Here is a 25660-nt window from a genome sequence, read left to right on the forward strand (position 1 = left end):
CATGATCCTGATTCCGGAAAAAATATTAGCATAATTCATGCCAGATATTGGAATTCCATGTGTTTTCCCGGCGGGAACCGACCACCCCCCTGCGCACCAAAGCGGTGCGAATTGCGCACCGTGGCGAACGGTGGCTGACACGATCCCGCTCCCTGCAATCATTCCATGAACCACAAGAAACTGGCATAGATAATGCTCATAAACCTATGACGACCCAACTCATGCAAGGGAGCCTTTCCATGTCCGAGCGTTTCCAGCTGTTCTCCTTCCACGGCAGGATGCGCATCCTGCATCTGACCTGGCTGGCGTTTTTCATCAGCTTCTTCGTCTGGTTCAACCACGCTCCGCTGATGGCCTCCATCCGCGAGGACTTCGGCCTAACCCCGCAACAGGTCAAGACCCTGCTGATTCTCAACGTCGCCATGACCATCCCGGCGCGCATCGTCATCGGCATGCTGGTGGACCATTTCGGCCCCAGAAGGATTTATTCCAGCCTGTTGATCCTGTCGAGCTTTTTCTGCTTTGCCTTCGCCTTGGCGCGAAGCTACGAGCAACTGGCGCTGACCCGCTTTCTACTGGGTTTCGTGGGCGCCGGGTTCGTCATCGGCATCCGTATGATCAGCGAATGGTTTCCAGCCCGTGAGGTGGGGCTGGCCGAGGGCATCTACGGCGGCTGGGGCAACTTCGGCTCGGCGGCCGCGGCCATGACCCTGCCTTCGCTGGCCCTGCTGTACGGCGGGGAAGCCGGCTGGCGCTACGCCATCGCCACCACCGGCGTCATCGCCCTGGTCTACGGCATGATTTACTTTTTCTCGGTCTCCGACACCCCCAGGGGCTCGACCTATTTCCGCCCCAAAAAGGCCGGCGCCATGGAGGTCAGCTCCGTGGGGGACTTTTTCTTCTATGTGCTGATGAACCTCCCCCTGTACCTGGCTTTGGGGCTCCTGATCTGGAAGCTCACCCATCTGGGCCTGTTCACGGTGATGACCGCCAACGTCCTGTATATCGTGCTGAGTCTGATGTACACCTACCAAATCTATCACGCCGTCCGCGTCAACCACCGGGTTTTCCGCGAACCGGTGCCGCCCCTGGACCGCTATAAGTTCAAGCAGGTGGCGATCCTGAACCTGGCCTACTTCATCTCCTTCGGCTCCGAATTGGCGGTGGTGTCGATGCTGCCCCTGTTTTTCAAGGACACTTTCGGCGTCAACCAGGTGCTGGCGGGGATGCTGGCCTCAGGATTCGCCTTCATGAACCTGGTGGCCCGTCCCAGCGGCGGCCTCATCAGCGACAACTTCAGCCGCAAGCACACACTGCTGGTACTGCTGGGCGGTCTGGGACTCGGCTACCTGGCTATGAGCCAGATTGACGCAAGCTGGCCCTTGTGGCTGGCGGTCGCCGCCACCATGGCCTGCTCCTTCTTCGTCCAGGCCACCGAAGGGGCGGTGTTCGCCCTGGTGCCCCTGATCAAGCGCCGCCTCACCGGCCAGATCGCCGGTCTCACCGGCGCCTATGGCAACGTCGGCGCGGTCACCTTTCTGACCGCCTATTCCTTCACCGAGGCCCACACTTTTTTCCTGATCATCGCCACCGCGGCCTTGGCGGGCATGGCTGCCTCCCTGTTCCTGGAAGAACCGAAAGGGCACATGGCGGAAACCCTGCCGGACGGCACGGTTCAAATGATCGAAGTCGAGTAAGCTCCACTCCTCCCCTCTGGCGCGGGGTTGGCCCGCGCCTTTTTTTAGATGAAACCATGAACGGCTACCAAATCCAGATCGGCCAGTTTTCCAGCGCCGGGCGCAAATCCGAAAATCAGGATTCCTTCGGAGTGCTGATTCCCGAAGGCCAGACCCTCACCTACAAGGGCATCGTCGCCGCCGTCGCCGACGGGGTGTCCGCCTGCGACGATCCCAAACTGGCCAGCGAGTGCTGCATCAAGAGTCTGCTGTCCGACTATTATTGCACCCCGGAAAGCTGGAGCGTGCGCACTTCGGTGGAAAAGGTGCTGGCGGCCACCAACCGCTGGCTCTACGGCCAGGGCGGCGAGGACCACGTGCTGGCCTCCACCTTGAGCGCTCTGGTGCTCAAGTCCACCAGCATCCACTTGTTCCATGTGGGCGACAGCCGCATCTACCGCCTGCGCCGGGGGGTGCTGGAACGTCTGACCCAGGACCATCTGTGGGGCGGAAAGCGGCACAGCCAGCTGGCGCGAGCCCTGGGAATAGACCTCAACCTGGACATCGATCACCGGGTACTGGCGGCCAAGGAGGGAGATACTTATCTCTTTACCACAGACGGCGTTCACGACTACCTCCAGGAAGTCGCCTTACTGACGACCCTCAAGGAGGAACACGATCCGGAGGCTGCCGCCCGCCGAATCGTGGAACAGGCCCTGGCCAGTGGCAGCACCGACAACCTCACCTGTCAAATCCTCCGCATCGACGCTTTGCCGAAGGCCGATGTCGCCGAATACCACCGCCACCTGACCGAACTGCCCTTCCCACCGCTGCTGGCGCCCGGCATGAAGTTGGACGGCTATCGCATCGTCCGCGAACTCAATGCCAGCAAGCGGGTGCAGGTTTACTTGGCCCTGGACGAGGCAAGCGGCGAAAAGGTGGTACTCAAGACCCCCTCCCCCAACTTCGACGACGACCCCCTGTACATCGACCTGTTCTCCCACGAAGAATGGGTCGGCAGCCGCATCGACAACCCCTACGTCATGCAAGTGCTGCGTCCCGATCGTATCCGGAGTTGCCTGTATTTGGTGTGCGAATACATCGAGGGCCAGACCTTGCGCCAGTGGCTGGAAGCCCATCCCAAGCCATCCCTGCGCCTGGTGCGCGACTTGATCTCTCAGATCACCCGGGGGCTGACGGCCTTCCACCGCCTGGAGATGGTGCATCAGGACCTGAAGCCGGACAACATCCTGATCGACGACCACGGCAGGATCAGGCTGATCGACTTCGGTTCGGTGCGGATCGCCGGGGTGGAGGAAATCGTCTCGCCCATCGAACGGATCAATCTGCTCGGCACCCGCCATTATGCCGCCCCGGAATATTTCCTCGGCTACGCGGGAACACCGCGATCCGACCAGTTTTCCCTGGCGGTGATCGCCTACGAGCTGCTCACCGGCCATCTTCCCTACGGGGACAAGTACGGCGAGGGCAGCGTCACGCGCCTCCGCTATACCTCAGCGCGGCGTTGGAACCCGGACATCCCGTTATGGCTGGATAAGGCTCTGGAAAAGGCCCTGAGTGTGGACCCGCAGCGCCGTTACGAAACCTTGTCGGAATTCGTCCACGATCTGGAGCACCCCAATCCCCGCTTCCTTCAGAAGACGCGTCAACCCTTGATCGAACGCGATCCGTTGGGATTCTGGCGTGCCCTGGCGCTGATCTCCCTGGGGATCAACGTAGGACTACTGTTGATTTTTCTGCTATCGTGATCCCCGACGCCAGTCAATCGCCTTGCAGGCAGAAATCCTGCCGCCGCTTCGGCTACGGCCGCAATACCCTGATCCGGAAAATCAACGAACTGGGGCTGGACGAACTTTATTTCACTTGCGCAATCCATTCCATTACCATGAATACGCATGGCCCGTTTCATCCCCATCATCCCTTGGTCTCCGGATGTGGCCTTGTGGGTGGAGCGGGTCGGACGTTTCGAATCCTTCTCCTTCCCCCCGGAACACCTCGGCAATGCCCGGACCATCCGCACCACCCTGGCCGGTAAGCTCCGGCCTTACAAATTCAGTGGAGGGCAATCTCCTCACCCGTCTGGCGCGCTGCTGCAACCCGGCTCCGGGCGATGCGGCGATCGGTTATCTGACCATCCATCACCGCATCACCATCCACCGGCGGGACTGCCCCAACATCGCCAGCCTGTCGCAACCCCGCCTTTTGGAGGCAACCTGGGAATGAGGTAACCCTTATGAAACTGCCAACGACACTGCTCTCCCTGCTCATGCTGCTTTCCACCCCGATGATCTTGGCCCAGCCGGCCATAAGAATCGAACTGGGCGACTTCCGTTTCCATCCGGACGAAATTCGCGTCCCACCGGGAGTGCCAATCGCATTGGAGCTGGTCAACACCGACACCATCACTCCCCACGACTTTATCCTCGAAGCTCCGGAAGCCGCTATCAACCTGCGCGTTGACGTACCTCCCGGCAAAACGGTGAAGGCAACGTTTACATCCCCTTCCACCCCCGGTATCTATCCTTTCTACTGCAGCAAGCGGTTTTTGTTCTTCAAAAGTCACCGGGCGCGGGGTATGGAAGGACGCTTGATCGTCCAGCCACGCTCAGAGCAACTACGGCAGTAGCGGAAACAAGGATTCCAGGTGGGATCTAGGGGTATGGTCAGGTGAAGATGGAGGCGGCGGTCGGAATCGAACCGGCGTACACGGCTTTGCAGGCCGCTGCATAACCACTCTGCCACGCCGCCTTGAGGACAGATGAAAAAAGCCGCATGGAAGCGGCTTCTTCCTGAACCTGGAGCGGGAAACGGGACTCGAACCCGCGACCCCAACCTTGGCAAGGTTGTGCTCTACCAACTGAGCTATTCCCGCGCTGAACGACCTGCTATTTTAAGCACCGGCGATTTTCTGTCAACCCCGATTTTCAAAGGAGGTGACCATGACCGATCCGGCCTGCAAGAAATTACGCCTGGTCAAGGGCGACATCACCCGCATGGAAGTGGACGCCATCGTCAATGCCGCCAATTCCTCCCTGCTGGGCGGCGGAGGCGTGGACGGGGCCATCCACCGGGCCGCCGGCCCCGAACTGCTGGAAGAATGCCGCAAGCTGGGCGGCTGCCCCACCGGCAAGGCCAAAGCGACCCAAGGCTACCGCCTGCCGGCCAAATACGTCTTTCACGCCGTCGGCCCGGTGTGGCACGGCAGCGACCGGGGCGAGGACGAACTGTTGGCCTCCTGCTACCGTGAATCTTTAAGCTTGGCAAAGGAATACGGCGTCCACACCCTCGCCTTCCCCGCCATTTCCTGCGGCGCCTACGGCTTTCCGGTGGAGCGGGCGGCGCGCATCGCCATCCGCACCCTGCGCGAAGGACTGCAAAGCCAGCCGCAGATCGAGGCGGTGTATCTGGTATGCTTCGACGATCGAACCTATCGCGCCTACCGCCAAGCCTTGAAGGAGTTAGAAACTGATGCTTGACAGTTGCTTTCAAATTTTTAATGGTTGCTTGTCATAAGCAAGATATATCGGGTATCGGCGATGGTGGTAACGTGAAGGAGGTCTGAAGGCAAAACGACTACCATCCGGTCATCGTTCCCTTTTTCATTAAATCATCCATCCTGACATGAAGATCACCCGCGTTCTCTACAGCAAGCGCCTCAACGCCGGCAAGTACGCTGCGCTGGAGGAACAGGCACGCCGTCTCGGGCGCATCCGCACCGAAGTGTGGCGGCGGTTCGGTTCCATCTCGGGGGTGGGTTTGACCGACCGTCAGGTACGGGATGCCTGGCTTCGTGAAGGCCGCCGGTTCGCTGTTCCCGCCAACGCCTGGAAGGAGACCCTGCGGGACGCGATGGCCGACATCAAGGCGCATCGGGAAGCCGCCAAGGTCAAAGTACGTCAAGCCATTCGCCGCCACATCCACGACGAGGAAGCACGCAAGCGGCTTTACACCCTGCTGAAGCAGGATGCGTGGACGAAAGACCCTTACCTGCGCCGCCTGATGCGCCGCTACTGGCGGCGCGGGCATAACCATACTCACAACCAGATCGTGGTGCGCTCGGACAGCTACACGGTTTTCGAGCAGGGCGGCCGGTGCTGGATCAAGGTGCCGGGGCTGGAACGGGGCAAGCGCATCGCCATCCCATTGGACACCACCATCGACCACGCGCCCAGCGGCACCCTGCGGCTGATACTGCGCGATGGCGTGGTGGAAGTACACGTTACTGTCGAGGCCCCGCTGGGCCGCCCCTGCGGAGACCGCGAGCTCGGCGTGGACAAGGGCTACACCGAAGCGTTCGTGGACTCCGACGGCGACCGTCATGGGGAGGCGTTGGGCACCCTGCTCCAATCGGAATCCGACTGCCTGAAGACGAAATACCAGCGCCGGGCCAAACTCCTCGCCATTGCGAAGAACACCAAAAACGAACGCAAGCGCCAGAACATCCTGCGCCACAACCTGGGGCGGAAAAAGTTGAACCGCCGGGCCGCCAGGGTGAAAGCCCGCATCCGCGACGAGGCGTTCAAAGCCGCCCATGCCGTGGTGGACAAGGCTGCCGTGATCGCAGCGGAGGACCTGACCGCGCCTATGTCCGGGCGCGCGTTTTCGAAGAACATGAACCGGCGTCTTGCCGCCTGGACCAAGGGCGTCCTGGCGGAGGCGCTGGAGACGGTATCTCAGCGTAGAGGTTCTACGCTCGTTCTCGTCAATGCCGCATACACCTCGCAAATCGATAGCCGCAACGGCTGCCTTCTGGGCAGGCGGCGTGGCGATCGGTTTTACTGTTTCGACGGGGCGGTGTTGCAGGCGGACGTGAACGCTGCGCGAAACGTGCTTGCAAGACTACGTGATCCTGAGATAGATCGCTGGACGCCGTACTGTCAGGTACGCGCCATCTTGCAGGCGCGGACTGAGCGCCTACGGTTGGGACTACTCAACCAGGACTCCAGTTGCAGATCTTCAGATCTTAAGGATCTATCAACGGAGAGCGAATCACCTAATGCGCAAATGTGTGCAAGTTTTTAGGAACAGGAATGCCCCGATGCCCTCGATTGATCCGGAACTGCGCCGCCCCGCCCAGCATCTGCTGCGCTTCATCGACTCCTCCCCCACCCCTTGGCACGCCGCCGCCGCCCTGGTGGAATGGCTGGAGGAAGAAGGCTTCAGCGCGCTCGACGAACGCAGCCCCTGGACCCTGGCACCGGGCGGGCGTCATTACGTGCTACGGGACGACTCCTCCCTGATCGCCTTCATCGTCGGCACCGACGACCCGGTCCGCGCCGGTTTCCGCCTCGTCGGCGCCCACACCGACTCACCCGGGCTGCGTCTCAAGCCCCGGGCGCCCCATACCGCCGATCCCATGCTGCGCCTGGGAGTGGAGATCTACGGCGGCCCGATCCTGGCCACCTGGACTGACCGCGATCTGAGCCTGGCGGGCCGGGTGGTGCTGCGGTCCGAGCCGCCGAGCGTATGCCTGGTGGACTTCGGCGAACCGCTGCTGCGGCTGCCCAACCTCGCCATCCACATGAACCGAAAGGTCAACGACGAAGGACTGAAGCTGGACAAACAGACCGAACTGCCGCTGCTGCTCGAGGTGCTCGCCGGCGAGCTGCCGCCGCAGGCGCGCTTCCGCCAACTGCTGGCCGAGCGGCTCGAGTGCGAACCGGACGCCATCGTCAGCTGGGAGCTGTCCGTGTACGACACCCACAAGGGGGCCTTCTGGGGACCGGCGCAGGAATTCATCGCCGCCGCCCGCCTCGACAACCTGGCCTCCTGCCATGCCGCCATCCGCGCCCTGATCGCCGAGGAGGAAACCGCCGCGACCCGCGTCTGCGCCCTGTTCGACCACGAGGAGGTGGGTTCGGAAAGCTTCAAGGGCGCCGCCAGCAGTTTCCTCCGCGACACGCTGGAACGCATCGGCACCGCCCTGGGGCTGGACGGCCCGGCCCGCCAGCAGGCGCTGGCGGCCAGCTTCCTCGTCAGCGCCGACATGGCCCACGCCTATCATCCCAATTTTCCCCAGGGCTACGACGGCGAACACAAAGTCCGAGTCAACGGCGGCCCGGTCATCAAGACCAACGCCAACCTGCGCTACACCACCGAAGCCCTGTCACAGGCTTTGTTCATCGGCTGGTGCGAGGAGGCCGAAGTGCCGTGGCAGCATTACGTCCACCGCACCGACCTGCCCTGCGGCTCCACCATCGGCCCCCTGACCTCAGCCCGGCTCGGGGTACGCAGCATCGACGTGGGCAATCCCCTGTGGGCCATGCACAGCGTGCGCGAGAGCGCGGGAGTCGTCGATCACGCCTGGATGATCCGGGTGCTGGAGCGCTTCTTCGCCTGCCCGCTACTGCCGGTCAGCGGTTGAGCTTAAAGCTTATTGTTCCACTCCGGTTCAAACCGTTGGATCAAGGGATTCTCAAATCCCTTGATCTGATCCACGTCCATCCCGTCCAGCCGCAACCGCACTTTGGGGATCCAGGCAAAAATCCGGACCGCTTGTCCCGCTTGCAGACAATTTTTAATCAAACCAACGATTCGCTCATTGGTTCCGGCCCCAACAAGTCCTTGATAGCGGCCCATCCGGTCTTTGAGTGTGGTCTTTTCACTCTCACAGATGCCAATGTATCGGATGCTATCGTTTACAACGAAGGCATAGATGGCACGCACATCCGCCAACCGTTCAAGGCGGAATCGGACCTGGCTTTTCAAGCTTGCATCCAAAGCGCAATATCCAGCCTCGGTGAAACCAAAAGCTTCAAGCTCTGCCAAGCAGCTCATTACCGCGCCAATGCCCGCCAGCCGATGTCCCGGCGGTATTGCACGCCGGGCCAGTGGATGCGCTCCACCCATTCGTAGGCTTTATGCCGGGCCTCGGCGACCGTTTTCCCCAGGGCGGTGACGCACAACACCCGGCCGCCGGCGGTGACCACCTTGCCGTCCACCAGCCGGGTACCGGCGTGGAACACCTTGAGGTCGTCGCGTTCCTCGGCAGGCAAGCCTTCGATGACGTCGCCGCTGCGGACCTTGCCGGGATAGCCCGCCGCCGCCATCACCACCCCGAGGGCGAAACGGGGGTCCCATTCGGGATTCAGGCCAGCCAGACCGCCTTCGACCCCGGCCAGGCACATTTCCGCCAGATCGCCGCGCAACCGCATCAGGATCGGCTGGGTTTCCGGGTCGCCCATGCGGCAGTTGAACTCCAGTACTTTGGGCTCACCGGCGGGGGTGATCATCAGGCCGGCGTACAGGAAGCCGGTGTAGGGCACACCGTCGGCAGCCATACCGGCGATGGTGGGATGAATGACCTGATCGAGGATGCGCCGCTGGATTTCCGGAGTGATGACCGGTGCGGGCGAATAAGCCCCCATGCCGCCGGTGTTGGGGCCGCGGTCACCGTCGAGCAGTGGTTTGTGGTCCTGGGAGGTGGCCAGGGTGAGGATGTTCTCGCCATCGGCCATGACCATGAAGCTGGCCTCCTCACCTTCGAGGAACGCTTCCACCACCACCCGGCGGCCGGCCTCGCCGAACACGCCGGCAGCCATCATGTCGCGCACCGCGGCGATGGCCTCGTCCTCGCTGCGGGCCACCACCACGCCCTTGCCGGCGGCCAGACCGTCGGCCTTGACCACGATGGGCGCCCCACAGCGACGGATGTGGGCGATGGCCGCCTCCGGCTCGGTGAAAGTCGCATACCGGGCGGTGGGAATGCCATGGCGCTGCATGAAGTCCTTGCAGAAGGCCTTGGAGCCCTCGAGGCGGGCGGCGGCCCGGGTCGGGCCGAAGCAGCGCAGCCCCCGCTGGCGGAACACATCGACGATCCCGGCCACCAGCGGCGCCTCGGGACCGACGACGGTGAGATCGATGCCCTCGGAAGCGGCGAAATCGGCCAAAGCGGGCAGATCGGTGGCGTCGATGGCCACGTTGTCGATGCCCGGTTCCAGGGCGGTGCCGGCATTGCCCGGCGCCACATAGACCCGCTTCACCCCGGAGGAGTGAGCCATCTTCCAGGCCAGGGCATGCTCACGGCCGCCACTGCCGACGATCAGTATTTTCAATGCACGTTCTCCCTTGTCGTATCAGTATCCTGGTGTGAATTTTTCGCCCTCGCAGACCTCGCGGATGCGGTCCTTCACCAGACGCCCTCCCTGCCAGATCCGCTCGTGGACCTTATGGCAATGGGTCTTGGCGTCGTAGCCCATCGGCCGGGCCTCGACCCGCTGCCAGCCGTCGGTGCTCTGGTAGGCCACCGGTCGGTTGCTCATCGCCGCCTCGCGGGCGGCCCGAGCGGCGATCTCGGTGGTGATCGCCCCCAGAGCGCTTCCCAGGGCGCCACCGATCACGGCACCGCGCCAACGGTTGTGTTTGTCGATCAAAGCCCCGGCCGCCGCTCCGATGGCCGCTCCGGTAGTCCCGCCCTGATAGGTGTAGGGGTTGGTGGTACAGGCGCCCGTCAGCATCAGAAAGCTGCCAAGCACGAATCCGGCGATCGTCTTACGCTGCCACATGGTTCTCCTCCGGTATCGTCGCGGGAAGCACCCAACCCAGTTCCACCGCCTCGCCGCCGCAATGCAGCCACAGGCCGGCATCCAGGCCGGCGAGGCGGACGATGGCGCTGAGATCACGGATGCACCGGGGAAGATTATCGACTTCCGTGAGGATCACGGCAAGGCGACCGTCAAGCAGCCAGTCGATGTGGTAAGGCGTCAGGAAGCGCCCGCCACCGTACTCGGCCTCCACCGCCACCTCGCTGCGGAAGGGCAGCGATCGGTTGGCCAGTTCGAGGGTCAGGGCCGCCCGATACACGGGCGCGCGCAATCCCGCCCCCAGTTCGTAACGCACCCGGCAGGCGGCCTGCCACACGCCCTTGGCCAACGCCTGCAAGCGGGCGTCCGCCGGGGCGGCATACTGCCAGGGGCGCGCCAGCAATGCCGCCAGACGGGCACCCAGCGGGTCCTCACCATCCAGCTGCCTGGCCCGCTGCAACAGGCGGCGGGCCAGAGCCGGCTCCCCTGCCTGCAGTTGCTCCAACGCTTGGCGCAACAGGACCCTGGCCTGGCGGCGGGCCTGTTCGGCGGTGCTGAAATCGCTGCCGCAACGAGGACAGACCGGATCGGTGAGGTGGGCGCGGCAGGCGGGACAGCGTTCCATCAGGATTCCAGGTAATAGAGAAGGTCTTCCAGGACTTCTTCGGCCCGGGAAACCGCCTGCCCGTCCCCGGTCGCCAGCGCCTCGCGCAGCGCCTGGCTGAAGGCCTGCAAGTCTTCCCGGTCTTCCCCTTCGACCTGGGGCAACAGCCGTTCGGCACGGGCGAGCAACGTTTGCGCCCGGGGAGGCGGGGCTGTTTCCCCCAGCAGACCGGCGACACGCTGCCGGGCGCCGTCGAGCGCCTGACGATCCAGCTGTGGCACGGCACGTTCGATGCGGACGCTTTTCTCCAGGCCGGTGGCCTTCTCCGTGGCCGTCACCTGAAGGATGCCGTCGGTGTCGAGATCGAAGCGCAGCACCACCGGATCGTCGGCCACCCCCCGCAGCCCTTCGACGCTGAACTCGCCCACCAGGGTGTTGTTGTCGGCCTCCGGATTCTCTCCCTGATAGACGCGGACATCCACGCGGGTCTGACCGTCGCGGACGGTGTAGAAGACCTCGCTCTTGGAGGCGGGCAGGGGCGTGTGCTTGCGGATCAGGGGCACGAATACGTTGGAATGCGGCCGGCCGTCCAGCTCTCCCAGAGCGCCGGTGCCGAAGGTGTAGGGGGTGACATCCACCAGCACCGAGGCCACCTGCTCCCCGGCGAGCATCCCCGCCTGCACCGCCGCCCCCATGGCGACGCACAGGTCCGGATCGACGGCGGCCTTGGGGGTCTGGCCGAGAACGGTCTCGAGGCGCTCGGTCACCAGCGGGGTGCGGGTGGCGCCGCCGACCAGCAGGACCTCCTCGATGTCGCCGCTGCCCAGCCCGGCGCTCTTGAGAGCGGTGTGGACCGCATCCAGAGTGCGGTCGAGATAGGGGGCGATGAGGGCCTCGTATTCGTCGCGGGCCACTTCCGTGTGGAGGTGCCAGGGGGCGCCGTCGCGTTCGAACAGGAATTCCTCGCGGATCTCCGCGAACGGGCGCTCGGAAAGCGCGTGCTTGGCCGTCACCGCCGCCCGCAGCAGGCGGGCCATGATCCTACGGTCCTGGCGCACGTCCACGCCGCTCTCCTGCTGGATCCGTTCCGCCAGCAGTTCCAGCAACTCACGGTCGAAGTCGTCGCCGCCCAGGCGGTTGTCGCCGTGGCTGGCGATCACCTCCACCACGCCGTGCTGGATGCGGACGATGGAGACGTCGAAGGTGCCGCCGCCGAGATCGTACACCAGCACCTGGCGGGCACGATCGAGATCGCTTTCGTACACCAGGGCGGCGGCGGTGGGCTCGTTGAGGAGCCGTTCCACCGTCAGACCTGCGATCTCACCGGCCTCGCGGGTGGCCTGCCGCTGAGCGTCGTTGAAATAGGCCGGCACGGTGACGACCGCCCGGGTCACCGGCCGCCCCAGATAATCCTCGGCGCGCTGTTTCAGGGTCCGCAGCAGGATGGCGGCAATCTCCTGGGGGGTGTAGTCCTGTCCCCCGAGGTGGAAGCGGGCGTCGCTGCCCATGTGGCGCTTGACGGACTTGACCGTACGCTCGGGATAGAGCGGATGCTGGTTGAGGGCCGGCTCACCCACCAGGAGCCGGCCCTGGTCGTCGATGCCGACCACGGAAGGCAGCAGCGCCTTTCCCGCCGCATCCGTCAGCACCCGGGGACGGCCGTTCTCCAGCACGGCGACCTCGGAATTGGTGGTGCCGAGGTCGATGCCGATGATGTCGGTCATGATTCACTCCTGTTCCGTTCGGTTGACGACGACTTCCGCCGGCCGCAGGATTTCCTCGCCCCAGCGGTAGCCGGGCCGGGTCTCGGCCACCACCTCGCCTGCCGGGCGGCCGACATCGTGCACCACTTCCGCCACCCGCATGCAACGGGGCTCGAAGGGCCGGTCGAGGGTTTCGAGGCGGTGCACGTCCATACCTGCCAGGGCCTGATCGAGGCGCGTCAGCGTCAGTCGCTGTCCTGCTATGATGGCCCGCAGCCGGTCGAGTTCCTTTCCCAGCAGCCAGCGCCTGAACCAACCGGGCCGCCAGCGTTCCAGGGCCTCGACCCCGGCGGCAAGGCGATCACGCCAGTCGAGCACTTCCCGCAGCAGGGGCTCGAGAGCGCGGCGTCGAGCGCGCGCGAGCGCGTCCTCGTGGCGGGTGCTTTCCCGCCTCAAGGTTTCCAGCGCCTGCTGCAGACTGGTGAGCGTTTGCCTGGCCTGGCGGCTCTCGCCGCGGACCTCGGTGCGCAGCGCCGCCATTTCAGTCAACAATTGGGCCAGGCCGACTTCCGTTTCCGGCGTTTCGGGGTGCTCTTCGAGCAGCTGCTCGAAGGCCGCCAACAATTCAGCTTTGTCCATCTTCCTGCACCTGTGCGCAGTCTCGCAACAACGCCCGCAGCTGCGCCAGGGAAGGCCGGCCGGCCGGCAACGCCGCGGCGATTTTCTCCGGTTCCGTCACGTGGAACAACTGGTAGTGGATACGGCTGCGTTCGTCTTTGATCTGCTCGTAGGCCCATTGGATCTGCTGGAACGCCTCAGGCTCCCGTTCAGGGGGATGCCGCCGCACCTGGTCCAGATAGGCGCGGCGGATGGTTTCGTCGCCGGCATCCGGCCCGATCTTCAGCACGGCATAAGGGTCTAAGGATTTCATTTCATTTCGATCTCACGCTTTTTTGAACCAGCCCGTCATCCATACACGGGCAGTTTCGAATATTTCCGCGGGCGACTGCGGAACCGGCGCGGCATCCGGCGTCTCCACCGGCGCCGGTGGAGCGGGATTGGCCGCCAGCAGGGCATCGATACGGGGGATCAGCCAATCCTGTCCCTGGACAGCTGCCGTTTCCGATGCCCTCACCAGTCGCTGCACCTCGATGAGATCCAGATTGCCGGGAACCCCGCGGCTCTTGGCCGCCAGGTCGAAATAAACCAGCCGGGGATCGCCTTCCCCCCAGGCCGGATGCCGGCGCACCAGATCCCGCAACCATTGCCAACACTCCAACGTCAGCAAACGCTCGCCCAGAGCTTGCAGTTCATCCCAAGTCCAGGGCAGCGTCAACGCGCACTTGAAGTAGCGCCTGCCGACTGAAAACAAACGCGAGACAGCTTCCGGATGATGCGCCGCCACCGCGGCCGCCTCGTCGAGCAGGGCCAACATCTGGGTCTTGTCAGGCGGCTGCCGGGAGGCCAGATCCATCGCCTGTTTCAACGCCTTGATTTGGGTCTGAAGTTCGGCTTCCGGCCGCCCCAGGCGGATCTGCAGCAGAGCGATGAGCCAGTCCCCCCAGGGCGCCGGCGCCTGCTCGCGGGCACGGTAAAACTGGATTTCCGCCGAGGCCAGTCCCGCCTGTCGGCGGATGATGCCTTCCAGGGCCAGCAAGCGGGCCCGGTCCTTAGGCGTCTCAGCCAAACGTTCGACGGCGGCCACTTCCTTGCGGGCCAGATCGCCGCGGCCGGCCGCCAGCTGCCTGCCCACCTGAGCGACGACGGCATCGAACAGGCGGCGGCGTGCCTTGCGGTCGAGAGGATTTCGGGCCAGGACCCGGCCGAACAGGCGGATGGCCTTCTTGTAGGCACCGCGCTCGAAAGCCGCCTCCGCCAGGGCGGCCAGAAAGGCATCATCCTCCGGGAACGTCTCCAAAGCCGCTTCCAGCACCTGGCGGCGGCGTTTGTGATTCCCGCACAGGCGGTAATAATCGGCCAGTTCCAGCCAACTTTGGCGGCATTCGGGATCCAGGTGGCAAGCCAGAACCAGGCTGGGTTCGATTTCCGCCGCCGTCGGGCCGAAATGCCGCCGCGCCAGCACGGCCCGGTGCCGGGCCACAGCCGCGGCCCTCAGGGAGTCGCCGCGGGTCTGATAGACCTTGCCCAGCTGGACCCAGGTCTGGAAGGCCTCCCGGGGATCACCGTAACGCTCCAGATGCAGCGCCCGCAGACGCAGGCGGTCCAGCTCGTCCAAAGGGCCGAAATGGCGCTCGTAATCCTCCCGGCACTGGGGGCAGTGAACCAGCAGCTGCTTCAGCAGATTCGGCCAGGACGGATCGTCATCCTTCCGGGCACGGGCTAACGCTTGGTGGAACAACGCCTCGGCGCCGGTCTTTGCAGGGCGCAGGGATTCCAGGAATGCCGGCGTCAGCCGGGCCGCTTCCCGGAAGGGCGAATCCTCCCCGATCCGGGCCAGCCGCTCCCCGACCCGGCGCTGATCCCGGGGATGCCAAGCCAACGCGGACAGCCACCAGCGCAGATCCCGGTAGGGGGAGCGAAAGGGAATCTGCTTGAGCGCCGCCTCCATGGCCGCATCGTCTCCCCGGCAGAAGGCCTCGAGGGCGGTCTGGGCGGCCGGCAAGTACCGCGCCAGGGGAGAATCGGCCGGCAAGGCGGCGATCGCCGCCTCGTCGCCGGCCAAAGCCAACAGCGCCTGCCGCCGTGCGTCCATCTCAGCCTTCCTGTAACTTCTTTCGTAGCAGTTCGTTGACCTGTTTGGGATTGGCCTTGCCGCCGGTGGCCTTCATCACCTGGCCGACGAAGAAGCCGAACAACTTGTCCTTGCCGGCGCGGTACTGTTCCAGCTGTTTGGGATTGGCGGCGATCACCTCGTCGATGATCTTTTCGATGGCGCCGGTGTCGGTGATCTGCTTCAAGCCCTTCTCCTCGATCAGGGTGTCGGCGTCCTTGCCCGTCTCCCACATCAGCTCGAACACCTGCTTGGCGATCTTGCCGGAGATGGTGTCATCGGCGATGCGCTTGAGGAGAGCGGCGAGGCGGTCGGCGCTTACCGGGCTCGCCGCGATGTCGAGGCCGGCCTTGTTGAGGGCGCCGGACAGCTCCACCATGACCCAGTTGGCGACCAACTTGGGATCGACGCCCGCTTCTTTGACCACCTGCTCGTAGTAGTCGGAAATTTCGCGGGTGGCGGTGAGCACCTCGGCATCGTACGGTTTGAGGCCGTACCGGTCGATGAAGCGGTGGTAACGCTGCTCCGGCAGCTCCGGCAGCTCCCGGCGTACTTTCTCGATGAAATCGTCGCTGATGACCAGGGGCAAAAGATCGGGGTCGGGGAAGTAACGATAGTCGTTGGCTTCCTCCTTGGTGCGCATGGGGCGGGTTTCATCCTTGTCGGCATCGTAGAGACGGGTTTCCTGGACGATGGTGCCGCCGGATTCCAGGACCTCGATCTGGCGTTCGATCTCGTAGGCGATCGCCCGCTCGACGAAGCGGAACGAGTTGACGTTCTTGATCTCGGTGCGGGTGCCGAATTTCTCCGTCCCCTTCGGCCGCACCGAGACGTTGGCGTCACAGCGGAACGACCCTTCCTGCATGTTGCCGTCGCTGATGCCGAGCCACACCACCAGCTGATGCAGCTTCTTCATGTAGGCGACCGCTTCTTGCGGCGAGCGCAGGTCCGGCTCGGAGACGATCTCCAGCAGCGGGGTACCGGCACGATTGAGGTCGATGCCGGTCAGGCCATGGAAATCCTCGTGCAGGGACTTGCCGGCATCTTCTTCCAGATGGGCGCGGGTGATGCCGATGCGCTTTTCCCGGCCGTCCAGATGGATCGTCAGATGCCCCCTGCCCACCACCGGCAGCTCGTACTGGCTGATCTGATAGCCCTTGGGCAGATCGGGGTAGAAGTAGTTCTTGCGCGCGAACACCGACCTTCGGGCGATTTCCGCCTCCACCGCCAACCCGAACCGGACCGCCAGGCGTACCGCCCTTTCGTTGAGCACCGGCAGGGTGCCGGGCATCCCCAGATCCAGGGCGCAGGCCTGGGTGTTGGGTTCGGCACCGTAAGCGGTGGAAGCCCCGGAGAAGATCTTGGATTTGGTAAGGAGCTGGACATGGATCTCCAGCCCGATGACAGGTTCCCATTCCATCGTGTCGATTCCTCTGCGATTGGTTCAGGCGAAGGCTTCCGGCAGGCGCCGGTGCCAGTCGGTCACCTGTTGATAACGGTGGGCGGCGCCCAGCAGGCGGGCCTCGTCGAAATAGTCGCCGATCAGCTGCATGCCCACCGGCAGGCCGTCGATGAAACCAGCCGGCAGCGACATGCCTGGCAGGCCGGCGAGGTTGACGGCGATGGTGTAGATGTCCGACAGATACATGGACAAAGGATCGCCGGTCTTCTCCCCGAGACGGAAGGCCGGGGTGGGGGTGGTGGGCCCGAGGATCAGGTCCACTTCCTCGAAGGCGCGTTTGAAGTCGTCGGCGATCAGGCGGCGGATCTTCTGGGCCTTGAGATAATAGGCATCGTAATAACCGGCCGACAGGGCGTAGGTGCCGATGAGGATGCGGCGCTTGACCTCGGCGCCGAAGCCTTCGGCGCGGGTGCGCAGGTAAAGATCTTCCAGATCCTTGGGATCGTCACAGCGGTAGCCGTAGCGCACCCCGTCGTAACGGGCCAGATTGGAGGAGCACTCCGAAGGGGCGATGACGTAGTAGGCCGGTACCGACAGGCCGATGTTGGGCAGCTCGATGTCCCGGAACTCCACCCCCAGTTTTCTATACTCGGCGACGGCCGCTTCCAGCACCCGGGCCATTTCGGCATCGAGATCCCGGAAGAACTGGGTCGGCAGGCCGATTTTCAGGCCCTTCAGATCCAGGTCGAGGGCGGCGGCGTAATCGGGCACCGGCGCGTCCACGCTGGTGGAGTCCCGTTCGTCGAAGCCGGCCATGGCCTGCAGCAGCAAGGCGCAGTCCTCGGCGCTGCGGGCCATGGGACCGCCCTGGTCGAGACTGGAAGCGAAAGCGATCATGCCCCAGCGCGACACCCGCCCGTAGGTGGGTTTGAGCCCGGTGATGCCGCAGAAAGCCGCCGGCTGGCGGATGGAGCCGCCGGTGTCGGTGCCGGTGGCCGCCGGCGCCAGACCTGCCGCCACCGCCGCCGCCGAGCCACCGGAGGAACCGCCGGGCACCCGCTCTAGATCCCAGGGATTGCACACCGGGCCGTAATAGCTGGTTTCGTTGGACGAACCCATGGCGAACTCGTCCATGTTGAGCTTACCGAGGAGCACGGTGCCGGCATCGGCCAGACACCGCACCACGGTGGCGTCGTAGGGGGCCGGGAAGTTGTCCAGCATCCGCGAGCCGCAGCTGGTGCGGATGCCGTCGGTGCAGAAGATGTCCTTCTGAGCCAGGGGAACGCCGGTGAGCGGCCCGCCTTCGCCCCGGGCGAGCTTTTCGTCGGCGGCCTCGGCATCAGCGAGCGCCCGTTCGGCGGTGACGGTGATGAAGGCGTTGAGCTGCGGCTGGTGGCGCTCGATGCGGGCGAGGAAATGTGCGGTCAGCTCGCGGCTGGAAAATTCCTTCCGTTGCAGTCCTTGGGCCAGTTCGGCCAGGGTTTTGGTGTGCATGGCGATCCTTGGAAACGGTAAGTTCATTCGATGACTTTGGGAACCAGATACAGGCCGTTTTCCACCGCCGGGGCGATGGCCTGGAACTTTTCCCGCTGGTTCGGTTCTGTGACCTCGTCGGGCCGCAGCCGCTGCGGCAGGTCGAGGGGATGAGCCATGGGCTCGACGGACTCGGTATCGACGGCATTCATCTGGGCGACGAAGTCCAGGATTCCGGACAGGTCATGGGCGTATTTCGCCGCCGCCGCGTCGTCGATGCCGATGCGGGCCAGCCAGGCGATCTGTTTGACTTCTTCGATGGAAAGAGACATGGCGGACTCCTGCTCGAAAGCGTTTTTCATGCAGCAATCGCATATCATAATCCATCCCTTGCCCGATCCCCTATCCGGTTGTTAAAGTAACGCCATTTTTCAGGTCCAAAGTCCATGTTCAAACGTCTGCGCGGCTTTTTCTCCAACGACCTTTCCATCGACCTCGGCACCGCCAACACGCTGATCTACATTCCCAGCCAGGGCATCGTCCTCAACGAACCTTCGGTGGTCGCCATCCGCGAGGACAAGCTTCGCGGCAACAAGACCATCGCCGCCGTGGGCCAGGAGGCCAAGCAGATGCTGGGGCGCACGCCGGGCAACATCACCGCCATCCGCCCCCTGAAGGACGGCGTCATCGCCGACTTCAGCGTCACCGAGAAGATGCTCCAGTTCTTCATCCACAAAGTGCATGAGAGCAAGCTGCTCAAACCCAGCCCCCGGGTGCTGATCTGCGTGCCCTGCGGTTCCACCCAGGTGGAACGGCGGGCGATCAAGGAATCGGCCCTCGGGGCCGGCGCCCGCGAAGTCTATCTGGTGGAGGAACCGATGGCGGCCGCGGTCGGCGCCGGCCTGCCGGTGGACGAGCCGCGCGGCTCGATGGTCATCGACATCGGCGGCGGCACCTCCGAGGTGGCGGTGATCTCCCTCAACGGCATCGTCTATTCCCAGTCGGTGCGCATCGGCGGCGACAAGTTCGACGAGGCCATCATCAACTACGTGCGCCGCAATTACGGCACCCTCATCGGGGAGGCCACCGCCGAGAAGATCAAGCACGCCATCGGCAGCGCCTATCCCGGCACCGAGGTCAGGGAAATCGAGGTCCGCGGCCGCAACCTGGCCGAGGGGGTGCCGCGCAGCTTCACCCTCAACAGCAACGAGATCCTCGAGGCCCTGCAGGAGCCGCTGGCCGGGATCGTCGGCGCGGTGCGGGTGGCCCTGGAGCAGACCCCGCCGGATCTGGGGGCCGACGTCGCCGAACAGGGCATCGTCCTCACCGGTGGCGGCGCGCTGCTTCAGGATCTCGACCGCCTGATCGCCGAAGAGACCGGGATGCCGGTCTCCATCGCCGAGGACCCGCTCACTTGCGTCGCTCGCGGCGGCGGCATCATTCTGGAACGGATAGACGCAAAGGGACCGGCCGCTTTCGCCCTGGAATGACGGCACCATACCTTGACCGCTAAACCCATCTTCACCCGCGGCCCGTCGCTGCCGGCCCGCCTGGCGTTGTGCGTGATCGCCTCGCTGACCCTGATGGCGGCGGACCACCACCACCGCCTCGATTGGGCGCGCCAGGCGCTGGCCTTCTGCGTCTATCCGGTCCAGTGGCTCGCCAGCGCCCCGGTCCGGGGCGCGGAAGCGCTGTCCGAACGGCTGGCCGCACACCAGGCGCTGGTGGCGGAAAATCAGGCCCTCAAACGTCAGGTCGCCGAACTCAAACGCCGCACCCTCAAGTACGAGGCGCTCAAGAAGGAAAACGACCGCCTGCGCGCCTTTCTGGACAACTCCTTCAAGCTGGGCGAGCAGATGCTGGTGGCCGAGCTGCTGGCGGTCAATCTGGCCCCCTACGAGCACCGGGTGCTGGTCAACAAGGGCAACCAGTTCGGGGTGCACGTCGGCCAGCCGGTCGTGAGCGTCGACGGGGTGGTGGGTCAGGTGGTGCGGGTCACGCCACTGACGGCGGAGGTGCTGCTCATCACCGATCCCAACCATGCCATTCCGGTCCAGGTCAACCGCAACGGCCTGCGTGCCATCGCCGTCGGCAGCGGCGAGTACGACCACCTCGAACTGCCCAACCTGCCCAACAACGTGGACATCCGTCCCGGCGACCTACTGGTTTCCTCCGGTCTCGGCGGGGTGTTCCCCCAGGGCTATCCGGTGGCCCGGATCACCACGGTCGAACCGCAGCCGGGCAAACACTTCGCCAGGATCCAGGCCAAACCGACCGCTGCCCTCGACCGCATCCGCGAAGTGCTCATCACCTGGAGCCAGAACACGCCCTCCCCGTTCCTGCCGGCGTCCCCCGCTGATGCAGCCCGCCCTTGACCGCAATCCTTACCCCCTGATCGCAGCGACCCTCGCCGGCGCGCTGTGGCTGCGGCTGCTGGCCCTGCCCGAGGCCATCGCCCCCTTCAATCCCGACTGGGTGATGCTGGTGCTGATCTACTGGAGCCTGGCCCTGCCGCAGCGGCTGGGAGTGGGACTGGCCTGGATCGTCGGCCTTTGGACCGATGCCGCTACCGCCAGCCTGCTGGGGCAGCACGCCCTCGTCTATGCGGTCGCCGCCTTCATCTGCGTCCGTTTCCACACCCGCCTGCGTATCTTTCCGCTCAGCCAGCAGATGCTGCTGGTCCTGGCCTTCCTGCTCGCCGCCCAGGTCCTGACCTTCTGTTTCGAGCTCCTGCAGGGACGAAGCGGACTGCCCTGGACCTACTGGCTCCCATCGCTGACGGGAACGCTGACCTGGCCGCTGGTTCTAAGCCTGTGCCGTTACCTGAAACGCCGCTACCTGGGCTGACATGGCGCATTTCCGGCTCAAAGATGCCGTTCATGAAAACCGTCTGTTCCGGCAGCGGATCCTGACGTCCGCCGCCGTAGTGCTGGCGCTGACCCTGGCGCTCGTCGCCCGTCTGGTCTACCTTCAGATCTTCGGCCACGAACACTACGCCATGCTGGCCCGCGACAACCGGGTCAAGATCGCACCCCTGCCCCCGACCCGCGGGCTGATCTACGACCGCCACGGCCGCATCCTGGCGGAGAACGTCCCGGTCTACAGCCTGGAGATCGTTCCCGAGCAGGTCGAGGACATGGAAGCGACCCTCGCCCGCCTGCAGCGGCTGCTTACCGTCACCCCGGAGGAGGTCACCCGTTTCCGCCAGCAGCTGCGGCGCCACCGGCGCTTCGACAGCATCCCTTTGAAGCTCCATCTGAGCGATGACGAAGTGGCGCGTTTCGCCGCCCGCAGGCCTTTCTTCCACGGCGTCGACATCCACGCCCGGCTGGTGCGTCATTACCCTTACGGGGAGCTGACCTCCCACGTGGTGGGCTACGTCGGCAGCATCGACGAACGCGAGCTCAAACGTCTCGACCCGACCGAATACCGCGGCACCACCCATATCGGCAAGGTCGGCATCGAACGCGCCTACGAGGGACTGCTCCACGGTCATACCGGCTACGCCGAGATCGAAACCAACGCCCGCGGCCGCGATCTGCGGGTGTTGCGTGAAGTCACACCCCGCCCCGGCGCCGACCTCCATCTAGGTCTGGACATCGATCTACAGCGTCTCGCCTACGAGGGCCTGGGGGAACACAACGGCGCCGTGGTCGCCATCGAACCGGCCAGCGGCCAGGTGCTGGCCCTGGTGAGCAAGCCGGGCTTCGACCCCAACGCCTTCGTCTACGGTATCCACCGCCAGGAATACCAAGCGCTGCAGCGCTCCCCCGACCGCCCCCTGTTCGACCGCACCCTGCGGGGCCGCTATCCGCCCGGCTCCACGATCAAGCCGTTCGTGGGGCTGGCGGGACTGGAATATGGGGTCATCGACGCCCGCCGGGAGATCTTCTGTCCCGGCTACTACCAGCTTCCCGGCGTCTCGCACCGCTACCGCGACTGGAAGAAATGGGGCCACGGTCAGATCGACCTCAAAGACGCCATCGCCCAGTCGTGCGACGTCTATTTCTACGATCTGGCTCACAACCTTGGCATCGACCGCCTCCACGACTTCCTGGACCGTTTCGGCTTCGGCCGCCGCACCGGCATCGATCTGGTGGGGGAAAAGGCCGGACTGTTGCCATCACGTGACTGGAAGCGCAAGGTTTTCCACCAGCCCTGGTATCCAGGGGAAACCCTGATCGCCGGCATCGGCCAGGGCTTTCTGCAGGTGACGCCCCTGCAGCTGGCCCGGGCGGTGGCCACCCTGGCCAACCGTGGCCGGCTCGTCCGCCCTCACGTCGCCGCCTACCAGGTCAGCGGGGAACGCTCGGTGCCGCTGTTCCCGGATCCCGACGAAGGCCGCGTTGCGCTCGCCCCCCGCCACCTCCGCACCATCGTCGACGCCATGATCGCGGTGGTCCACGGTCCCCGTGGCACCGCCCGCCGCATCGCTAAGGATCTGGACTTCCTCATCGCCGGCAAGACCGGCACCGCCCAGGTGTTCACGGTAAAACAGGACGAGGAATATCGGGCCAGCAAACTCGCCCGGGAACTCCACGACCACGCCCTGTTCATCGCCTTCGCCCCGGTGGACCACCCCAAGATCGCAGTGGCGGTGATCGCCGAACACGCCGGCCACGGCGGCTCGGTGGCCGCCCCCATCGCCCGCCGCATCATTCTCCATCATCTCAGGCAGCCATGAACGCCACCCTGGACACCTATTCGACCCAATCGCGCAGCCTGTGGCTGCGCCTCCACATCGATCCGTGGTTGCTGGGAGGGCTTTTGGCGCTGGCCGGCATCGGCCTGCTGATCCTTTACAGCGCCGGAGGTGGCAACCCGGTGCTGGTCTACAAACAGGCGGCCCGCCTCGGTCTGGCCTTCACGGTCATGCTGGCGCTGGCGCAGGTCCACCCCCGCACCCTTTATCGCTGGAGCCCTTATCTGTACGCTGCCGGCATCCTGCTGCTGGTCGCGGTGTTGGGGGTCGGGGATGTGGGCAAGGGCGCCCGGCGCTGGCTGGATCTGGGATTCGTCCGCTTCCAGCCGTCGGAATTCGTCAAGATTTTCACCCCCATGCTGGTGGCGCGTTTCCTGGCCCAGCAACCGCTGCCGCCGGGGCTGAAAACCCTGGCCTGGGCGGGGCTGTGGATCGCGCTGCCGGTGCTGCTGATCGCCAAACAGCCGGATCTGGGCACCGCCCTGCTGGTGGCCACGGCAGGTGGGGCGGTGGTGTTCTATGCCGGTATTTCCTGGCGGCTGCTGGCAGTACTCGGCGGCGCCGTTCTCGCCGCCCTGCCGGCCGTGTGGATGCTGCTGCACGACTATCAGCGCGACCGGGTGCTGATGTTCCTCAATCCAGAGCAGGATCCCCTGGGGCGCGGCTACCACACCATCCAGGCCAAGATCGCCATCGGCTCCGGCGGCCTCCGGGGCAAGGGCTGGCTCGGCGGCACCCAATCCCATCTGGAATTCCTGCCGGAACCGCACACCGACTTCATCTTCGCGGTACTGGCCGAGGAATTCGGCCTCATCGGCTGCACCGCCCTGCTGGGACTGTACCTGTTCATCGTCGGCCGTGGCATGGCCATGGCCCTGGAGGCTCAAGACACCTTCAGCCGCCTGCTGTGCGGCGGCCTGGCACTGACCTTTTTCGTCTACGTGTTCGTCAACGTCGGCATGGTCATCGGCCTGCTGCCGGTGGTGGGAGTGCCGCTGCCGCTGGTCAGCTACGGCGGCACCTCGATGGTCACCCTGCTGGCGGGCTTTGGTATCATGATGTCCCTGCACACCCATCGCAAACTGGTGCCTTCCTGATGAACGCTGCCGCCCGCTGCAACCTGCTCGCCCTGCTGTTGGCCGCCGCCCCGGCCTTCGGCCTCCCGCTCGACGAGCACCCCGAGGCTCGGCGCTTCATCGACACCCTGGTGGCCCGCCACGGCCTCGACCGCGACGCCCTCACCCAAGCGCTGGAACAGGCCCGGATCGACGCCGGTATCCTGAAAGCCATCCAGCGCCCGGCGGAAGGACTGCCCTGGCACCGTTACCGCAAGATCTTCCTCACCGAGAAGCGTATCGCCGGTGGGGTCGAATTCTGGCGCCGACACCGCCGGCTGCTCGATCAGGTGGCGCAAAAGTACGGCGTTCCGCCCGAGGTCGTGGTCGCCATTCTCGGGGTGGAAACCTTCTACGGCACCCGCACCGGCGGTTTCAGGGTGCTCGACGCCCTCGCCACCCTGGGGTTCGCCTATCCGCGCCGGGCCCCGTTCTTCCGCCGCGAGCTGGAACAGTTCTTCCTGCTGGCCCGGGAGGAGCGATTGCCGCCCACCGAACCGGTGGGTTCCTACGCCGGAGCGATGGGCTGGCCCCAGTTCATGCCCTCGAGCTACCGCCGCTATGCCGCCGATTTCGATGGCGACGGCAAGCGCGACATCTGGACCAACCCCGCCGACGTGGCCGCCAGCGTGGCCAACTACTTCGTCGAGCACGGCTGGCGGCGCGGCCAGCCGGTCGCCCTGCCCCTGCCGGCGGAGGCGGCAAAGCTCGGGGACGAGACCCTGGAGGCCAGATACCCCCTGGCGGAACTGGAAGCCAAGGGCTTGAAACTGCCGCCCCTGCCCGGGATGCAGGACCTGCGGGGAAATGTCGTCGTCCTCGACGGCGAATCCGGCCCGGAAGCGTGGCTGGGACTACCCAACTTCTACGTCATCACCCGCTACAACCGCAGCCGCCTCTACGCCATGGCGGTCCACCAGCTGAGCCAGGCCATCAGGCAACGCATGGAGGCCGCACGATGAAAAGCACGCTCTGGCCCCTCGCCTTGGTCCTCACCGGCTGCAGCCTCCAGCAGGCCGACGGCCCGCCCAGGCAGCTGCAGGATCTGAGCGCCGTCACCGACGCGGTGCCCCGTTACGAACCCTTCCGCCCGGCGCTCAACCCTGAAAGTTACCGGGTCGCCGGCAAACAGTACCGGGTCATGCGCAGCGCCAAAGGCTACCGTGCCCGCGGCATCGCGTCCTGGTACGGCAGGAAGTTTCATGGCCGTCCCACCGCCAGCGGCGAGCCCTACGACATGTACGCCATGACCGCGGCCCACCGCACCCTGCCGATTCCCAGCTACGTGGAAGTGACCAATCTGCGCAACGGCCGCAAGGCGGTGGTCCGGGTCAACGACCGCGGGCCGTTCCATCCAGGCCGACTGATCGACCTTTCCTACGCCGCCGCGGTCAAGCTCGGCATCGACAAAAGCGGCACCGCGCCGGTGGAGATCCGGGCGCTGGAGCCCCCCGCTGCGGCCGCCCGGGCCTGGCTGCTGCAGGTGGGGGCCTTCACCGCCCGCGACAACGCCGACCGGCTGCTGCAGCGGCTGAGGCGACACCACCTGCCCAACCCCCACCTCGCCGCCGTCAGCCGGGACGGCAAAACCTTATATCGCGTCCGCCTCGGTCCGCTGCGGTCGAAAACCGAGCTGGCCGCCCTGGACCGTAAACTGCGCCACCTCGGCCTCAACGCCACGCTGATCGTCAATCCATAAATTCCGAAAAAT

General features: G+C 64.9%; 25 protein-coding genes and 2 tRNA genes. 14 read left to right on the top strand and 13 right to left on the bottom strand.

Annotated features, from left to right (window positions below):
• Nucleotides 1-239 precede the first annotated feature (239 nt).
• The 4 genes from MIN45_RS02160 (at nt 240) to MIN45_RS02175 (ending at nt 4323) form a co-directional block, all read left to right on the top strand.
• On the top strand, nt 240-1697 hold the full coding sequence (locus tag MIN45_RS02160) for a NarK family nitrate/nitrite MFS transporter (RefSeq protein ID WP_286293093.1): 1458 nt from the start codon (nt 240-242) through the stop codon (nt 1695-1697).
• 56 nt (nt 1698-1753) lie between these two features.
• Entirely contained in the window at nt 1754-3445 is a 1692-nt protein-coding gene (locus MIN45_RS02165) for a bifunctional protein-serine/threonine kinase/phosphatase (RefSeq protein WP_286293094.1), read from the top strand.
• Nucleotides 3446-3752: 307 nt separating this feature from the next.
• On the top strand, nt 3753-3920 hold the full coding sequence (locus MIN45_RS02170; protein ID WP_286293095.1) for a hypothetical protein: 168 nt from the start codon (nt 3753-3755) through the stop codon (nt 3918-3920).
• Nucleotides 3921-3930: 10 nt separating this feature from the next.
• Nucleotides 3931-4323 (top strand): cupredoxin domain-containing protein, encoded by a 393-nt coding sequence (locus MIN45_RS02175; RefSeq protein WP_286293096.1) that lies wholly within the window; start codon nt 3931-3933, stop codon nt 4321-4323.
• Between the two features lie 48 nt (nt 4324-4371).
• On the opposite strand, the gene MIN45_RS02180 is transcribed toward MIN45_RS02175, so the two are convergent.
• Both MIN45_RS02180 and MIN45_RS02185 read right to left on the bottom strand, forming a co-directional pair.
• A tRNA-Cys gene (locus MIN45_RS02180) sits at nt 4372-4445 on the bottom strand.
• A 48-nt stretch (nt 4446-4493) separates the two neighbouring features.
• A tRNA-Gly gene (locus MIN45_RS02185) sits at nt 4494-4569 on the bottom strand.
• A gap of 67 nt (nt 4570-4636) precedes the next feature.
• Between MIN45_RS02185 and MIN45_RS02190 the strand changes: the two genes are divergently transcribed.
• From MIN45_RS02190 to MIN45_RS02200, 3 genes are all read left to right on the top strand, one after another.
• Entirely contained in the window at nt 4637-5173 is a 537-nt protein-coding gene (locus MIN45_RS02190; protein ID WP_286293097.1) for an O-acetyl-ADP-ribose deacetylase, read from the top strand.
• A gap of 145 nt (nt 5174-5318) precedes the next feature.
• Entirely contained in the window at nt 5319-6719 is a 1401-nt protein-coding gene (locus MIN45_RS02195) for an RNA-guided endonuclease TnpB family protein (protein WP_286293098.1), read from the top strand.
• 16 nt (nt 6720-6735) lie between these two features.
• Complete coding sequence (locus MIN45_RS02200; RefSeq protein ID WP_286293099.1) at nt 6736-8061, top strand: M18 family aminopeptidase; 1326 nt, start codon at nt 6736-6738, stop codon at nt 8059-8061.
• 2 nt (nt 8062-8063) lie between these two features.
• Here the strand turns inward: MIN45_RS02200 and MIN45_RS02205 are convergent, their stop codons facing one another.
• Genes MIN45_RS02205 through gatC form a run of 11 tightly spaced genes read right to left on the bottom strand, consistent with a single transcriptional unit; the run spans nt 8064 to nt 18464 of the window.
• Nucleotides 8064-8465, bottom strand: coding sequence for a GIY-YIG nuclease family protein (locus MIN45_RS02205; RefSeq protein ID WP_286293100.1), 402 nt, complete (start codon nt 8463-8465; stop codon nt 8064-8066).
• 8 nt (nt 8466-8473) lie between these two features.
• Nucleotides 8474-9751: a phosphoribosylamine--glycine ligase gene (gene purD, locus MIN45_RS02210; protein WP_286293101.1), complete on the bottom strand. Its 1278-nt coding sequence runs from the start codon at nt 9749-9751 to the stop codon at nt 8474-8476.
• A 21-nt stretch (nt 9752-9772) separates the two neighbouring features.
• A complete protein-coding gene (locus MIN45_RS02215; RefSeq protein WP_286293103.1) occupies nt 9773-10201 on the bottom strand; it encodes a YMGG-like glycine zipper-containing protein in 429 nt (142 codons plus the stop codon).
• A complete protein-coding gene (locus MIN45_RS02220) occupies nt 10188-10844 on the bottom strand; it encodes a GxxExxY protein (protein ID WP_286293104.1) in 657 nt (218 codons plus the stop codon). The genes MIN45_RS02215 and MIN45_RS02220 overlap by 14 nt, the downstream gene beginning before the upstream one ends.
• Nucleotides 10844-12547 carry an Hsp70 family protein gene (locus tag MIN45_RS02225; RefSeq protein WP_286293105.1) on the bottom strand — a complete coding sequence of 568 codons (1704 nt, stop codon included), beginning with the start codon at nt 12545-12547 and terminating at the stop codon, nt 10844-10846. Before MIN45_RS02225 ends, MIN45_RS02220 begins: the two co-directional genes overlap by 1 nt.
• A 3-nt stretch (nt 12548-12550) precedes the next feature.
• The gene (locus MIN45_RS02230; protein WP_286293106.1) at nt 12551-13165 is read right to left on the bottom strand and encodes a nucleotide exchange factor GrpE; all 615 of its coding nucleotides are present in this window, start codon (nt 13163-13165) and stop codon (nt 12551-12553) included.
• Complete coding sequence (locus MIN45_RS02235) at nt 13152-13457, bottom strand: DnaJ domain-containing protein (RefSeq protein ID WP_286293107.1); 306 nt, start codon at nt 13455-13457, stop codon at nt 13152-13154. The genes MIN45_RS02230 and MIN45_RS02235 overlap by 14 nt, the downstream gene beginning before the upstream one ends.
• A 12-nt stretch (nt 13458-13469) precedes the next feature.
• The gene (locus MIN45_RS02240; protein WP_286293109.1) at nt 13470-15239 is read right to left on the bottom strand and encodes a tetratricopeptide repeat protein; all 1770 of its coding nucleotides are present in this window, start codon (nt 15237-15239) and stop codon (nt 13470-13472) included.
• 1 nt (nt 15240) lies between these two features.
• Nucleotides 15241-16677 carry an Asp-tRNA(Asn)/Glu-tRNA(Gln) amidotransferase subunit GatB gene (gene gatB / locus MIN45_RS02245; protein WP_286293111.1) on the bottom strand — a complete coding sequence of 479 codons (1437 nt, stop codon included), beginning with the start codon at nt 16675-16677 and terminating at the stop codon, nt 15241-15243.
• A gap of 24 nt (nt 16678-16701) precedes the next feature.
• Nucleotides 16702-18153 carry an Asp-tRNA(Asn)/Glu-tRNA(Gln) amidotransferase subunit GatA gene (gatA, locus tag MIN45_RS02250; protein WP_286293112.1) on the bottom strand — a complete coding sequence of 484 codons (1452 nt, stop codon included), beginning with the start codon at nt 18151-18153 and terminating at the stop codon, nt 16702-16704.
• A gap of 23 nt (nt 18154-18176) precedes the next feature.
• Nucleotides 18177-18464, bottom strand: coding sequence for an Asp-tRNA(Asn)/Glu-tRNA(Gln) amidotransferase subunit GatC (gatC, locus tag MIN45_RS02255; protein ID WP_286293113.1), 288 nt, complete (start codon nt 18462-18464; stop codon nt 18177-18179).
• Nucleotides 18465-18578: 114 nt separating this feature from the next.
• Here gatC and MIN45_RS02260 point away from each other — a divergent pair, with 114 nt between their 5' ends.
• From MIN45_RS02260 to MIN45_RS02290, 7 genes are read left to right on the top strand one after another with little or no spacing between them, the layout of a single operon-like run.
• The gene (locus MIN45_RS02260) at nt 18579-19622 is read left to right on the top strand and encodes a rod shape-determining protein (protein WP_286293114.1); all 1044 of its coding nucleotides are present in this window, start codon (nt 18579-18581) and stop codon (nt 19620-19622) included.
• 12 nt (nt 19623-19634) lie between these two features.
• Nucleotides 19635-20507, top strand: a complete 873-nt coding sequence (gene mreC / locus MIN45_RS02265) for a rod shape-determining protein MreC (protein WP_286293116.1) — start codon at nt 19635-19637, stop codon at nt 20505-20507.
• Nucleotides 20491-20979, top strand: coding sequence for a rod shape-determining protein MreD (gene mreD / locus MIN45_RS02270; protein WP_286293117.1), 489 nt, complete (start codon nt 20491-20493; stop codon nt 20977-20979). The genes mreC and mreD overlap by 17 nt, the downstream gene beginning before the upstream one ends.
• 1 nt (nt 20980) lies before the next feature.
• Nucleotides 20981-22816: a penicillin-binding protein 2 gene (gene mrdA, locus MIN45_RS02275; RefSeq protein ID WP_286293118.1), complete on the top strand. Its 1836-nt coding sequence runs from the start codon at nt 20981-20983 to the stop codon at nt 22814-22816.
• On the top strand, nt 22813-23931 hold the full coding sequence (rodA, locus tag MIN45_RS02280; protein WP_286293119.1) for a rod shape-determining protein RodA: 1119 nt from the start codon (nt 22813-22815) through the stop codon (nt 23929-23931). Before mrdA ends, rodA begins: the two co-directional genes overlap by 4 nt.
• Nucleotides 23931-24911, top strand: a complete 981-nt coding sequence (gene mltB / locus MIN45_RS02285) for a lytic murein transglycosylase B (protein WP_286293120.1) — start codon at nt 23931-23933, stop codon at nt 24909-24911. Before rodA ends, mltB begins: the two co-directional genes overlap by 1 nt.
• Entirely contained in the window at nt 24908-25648 is a 741-nt protein-coding gene (locus tag MIN45_RS02290; RefSeq protein WP_286293121.1) for a septal ring lytic transglycosylase RlpA family protein, read from the top strand. Before mltB ends, MIN45_RS02290 begins: the two co-directional genes overlap by 4 nt.
• Nucleotides 25649-25660: the final 12 nt, after the last annotated feature.

Source organism: Methylomarinovum tepidoasis, assembly GCF_030294985.1.
Taxonomy (GTDB): Bacteria; Pseudomonadota; Gammaproteobacteria; order Methylococcales; family Methylothermaceae; genus Methylohalobius; species Methylohalobius tepidoasis.

What these genes read in the sequence shown, in the direction of transcription:
- MIN45_RS02160 (WP_286293093.1), top strand. Translation starts at nt 240, where the DNA reads ATGTCCGAGCGTTTCCAGCTGTTCTCCTTCCACGGCAGGATGCGCATC.
- MIN45_RS02165 (WP_286293094.1), top strand. Translation starts at nt 1,754, where the DNA reads ATGAACGGCTACCAAATCCAGATCGGCCAGTTTTCCAGCGCCGGGCGC.
- MIN45_RS02175 (WP_286293096.1), top strand. Translation starts at nt 3,931, where the DNA reads ATGAAACTGCCAACGACACTGCTCTCCCTGCTCATGCTGCTTTCCACC.
- MIN45_RS02190 (WP_286293097.1), top strand. Translation starts at nt 4,637, where the DNA reads ATGACCGATCCGGCCTGCAAGAAATTACGCCTGGTCAAGGGCGACATC.
- MIN45_RS02195 (WP_286293098.1), top strand. Translation starts at nt 5,319, where the DNA reads ATGAAGATCACCCGCGTTCTCTACAGCAAGCGCCTCAACGCCGGCAAG.
- MIN45_RS02200 (WP_286293099.1), top strand. Translation starts at nt 6,736, where the DNA reads ATGCCCTCGATTGATCCGGAACTGCGCCGCCCCGCCCAGCATCTGCTG.
- MIN45_RS02215 (WP_286293103.1), bottom strand. Translation starts at nt 10,201, where the DNA reads ATGTGGCAGCGTAAGACGATCGCCGGATTCGTGCTTGGCAGCTTTCTG.
- MIN45_RS02220 (WP_286293104.1), bottom strand. Translation starts at nt 10,844, where the DNA reads ATGGAACGCTGTCCCGCCTGCCGCGCCCACCTCACCGATCCGGTCTGT.
- MIN45_RS02225 (WP_286293105.1), bottom strand. Translation starts at nt 12,547, where the DNA reads ATGACCGACATCATCGGCATCGACCTCGGCACCACCAATTCCGAGGTC.
- MIN45_RS02230 (WP_286293106.1), bottom strand. Translation starts at nt 13,165, where the DNA reads ATGGACAAAGCTGAATTGTTGGCGGCCTTCGAGCAGCTGCTCGAAGAG.
- MIN45_RS02235 (WP_286293107.1), bottom strand. Translation starts at nt 13,457, where the DNA reads ATGAAATCCTTAGACCCTTATGCCGTGCTGAAGATCGGGCCGGATGCC.
- MIN45_RS02240 (WP_286293109.1), bottom strand. Translation starts at nt 15,239, where the DNA reads ATGGACGCACGGCGGCAGGCGCTGTTGGCTTTGGCCGGCGACGAGGCG.
- gatB (WP_286293111.1), bottom strand. Translation starts at nt 16,677, where the DNA reads ATGGAATGGGAACCTGTCATCGGGCTGGAGATCCATGTCCAGCTCCTT.
- gatA (WP_286293112.1), bottom strand. Translation starts at nt 18,153, where the DNA reads ATGCACACCAAAACCCTGGCCGAACTGGCCCAAGGACTGCAACGGAAG.
- gatC (WP_286293113.1), bottom strand. Translation starts at nt 18,464, where the DNA reads ATGTCTCTTTCCATCGAAGAAGTCAAACAGATCGCCTGGCTGGCCCGC.
- MIN45_RS02260 (WP_286293114.1), top strand. Translation starts at nt 18,579, where the DNA reads ATGTTCAAACGTCTGCGCGGCTTTTTCTCCAACGACCTTTCCATCGAC.
- mreD (WP_286293117.1), top strand. Translation starts at nt 20,491, where the DNA reads ATGCAGCCCGCCCTTGACCGCAATCCTTACCCCCTGATCGCAGCGACC.
- mrdA (WP_286293118.1), top strand. Translation starts at nt 20,981, where the DNA reads ATGGCGCATTTCCGGCTCAAAGATGCCGTTCATGAAAACCGTCTGTTC.
- rodA (WP_286293119.1), top strand. Translation starts at nt 22,813, where the DNA reads ATGAACGCCACCCTGGACACCTATTCGACCCAATCGCGCAGCCTGTGG.
- mltB (WP_286293120.1), top strand. Translation starts at nt 23,931, where the DNA reads ATGAACGCTGCCGCCCGCTGCAACCTGCTCGCCCTGCTGTTGGCCGCC.
- MIN45_RS02290 (WP_286293121.1), top strand. Translation starts at nt 24,908, where the DNA reads ATGAAAAGCACGCTCTGGCCCCTCGCCTTGGTCCTCACCGGCTGCAGC.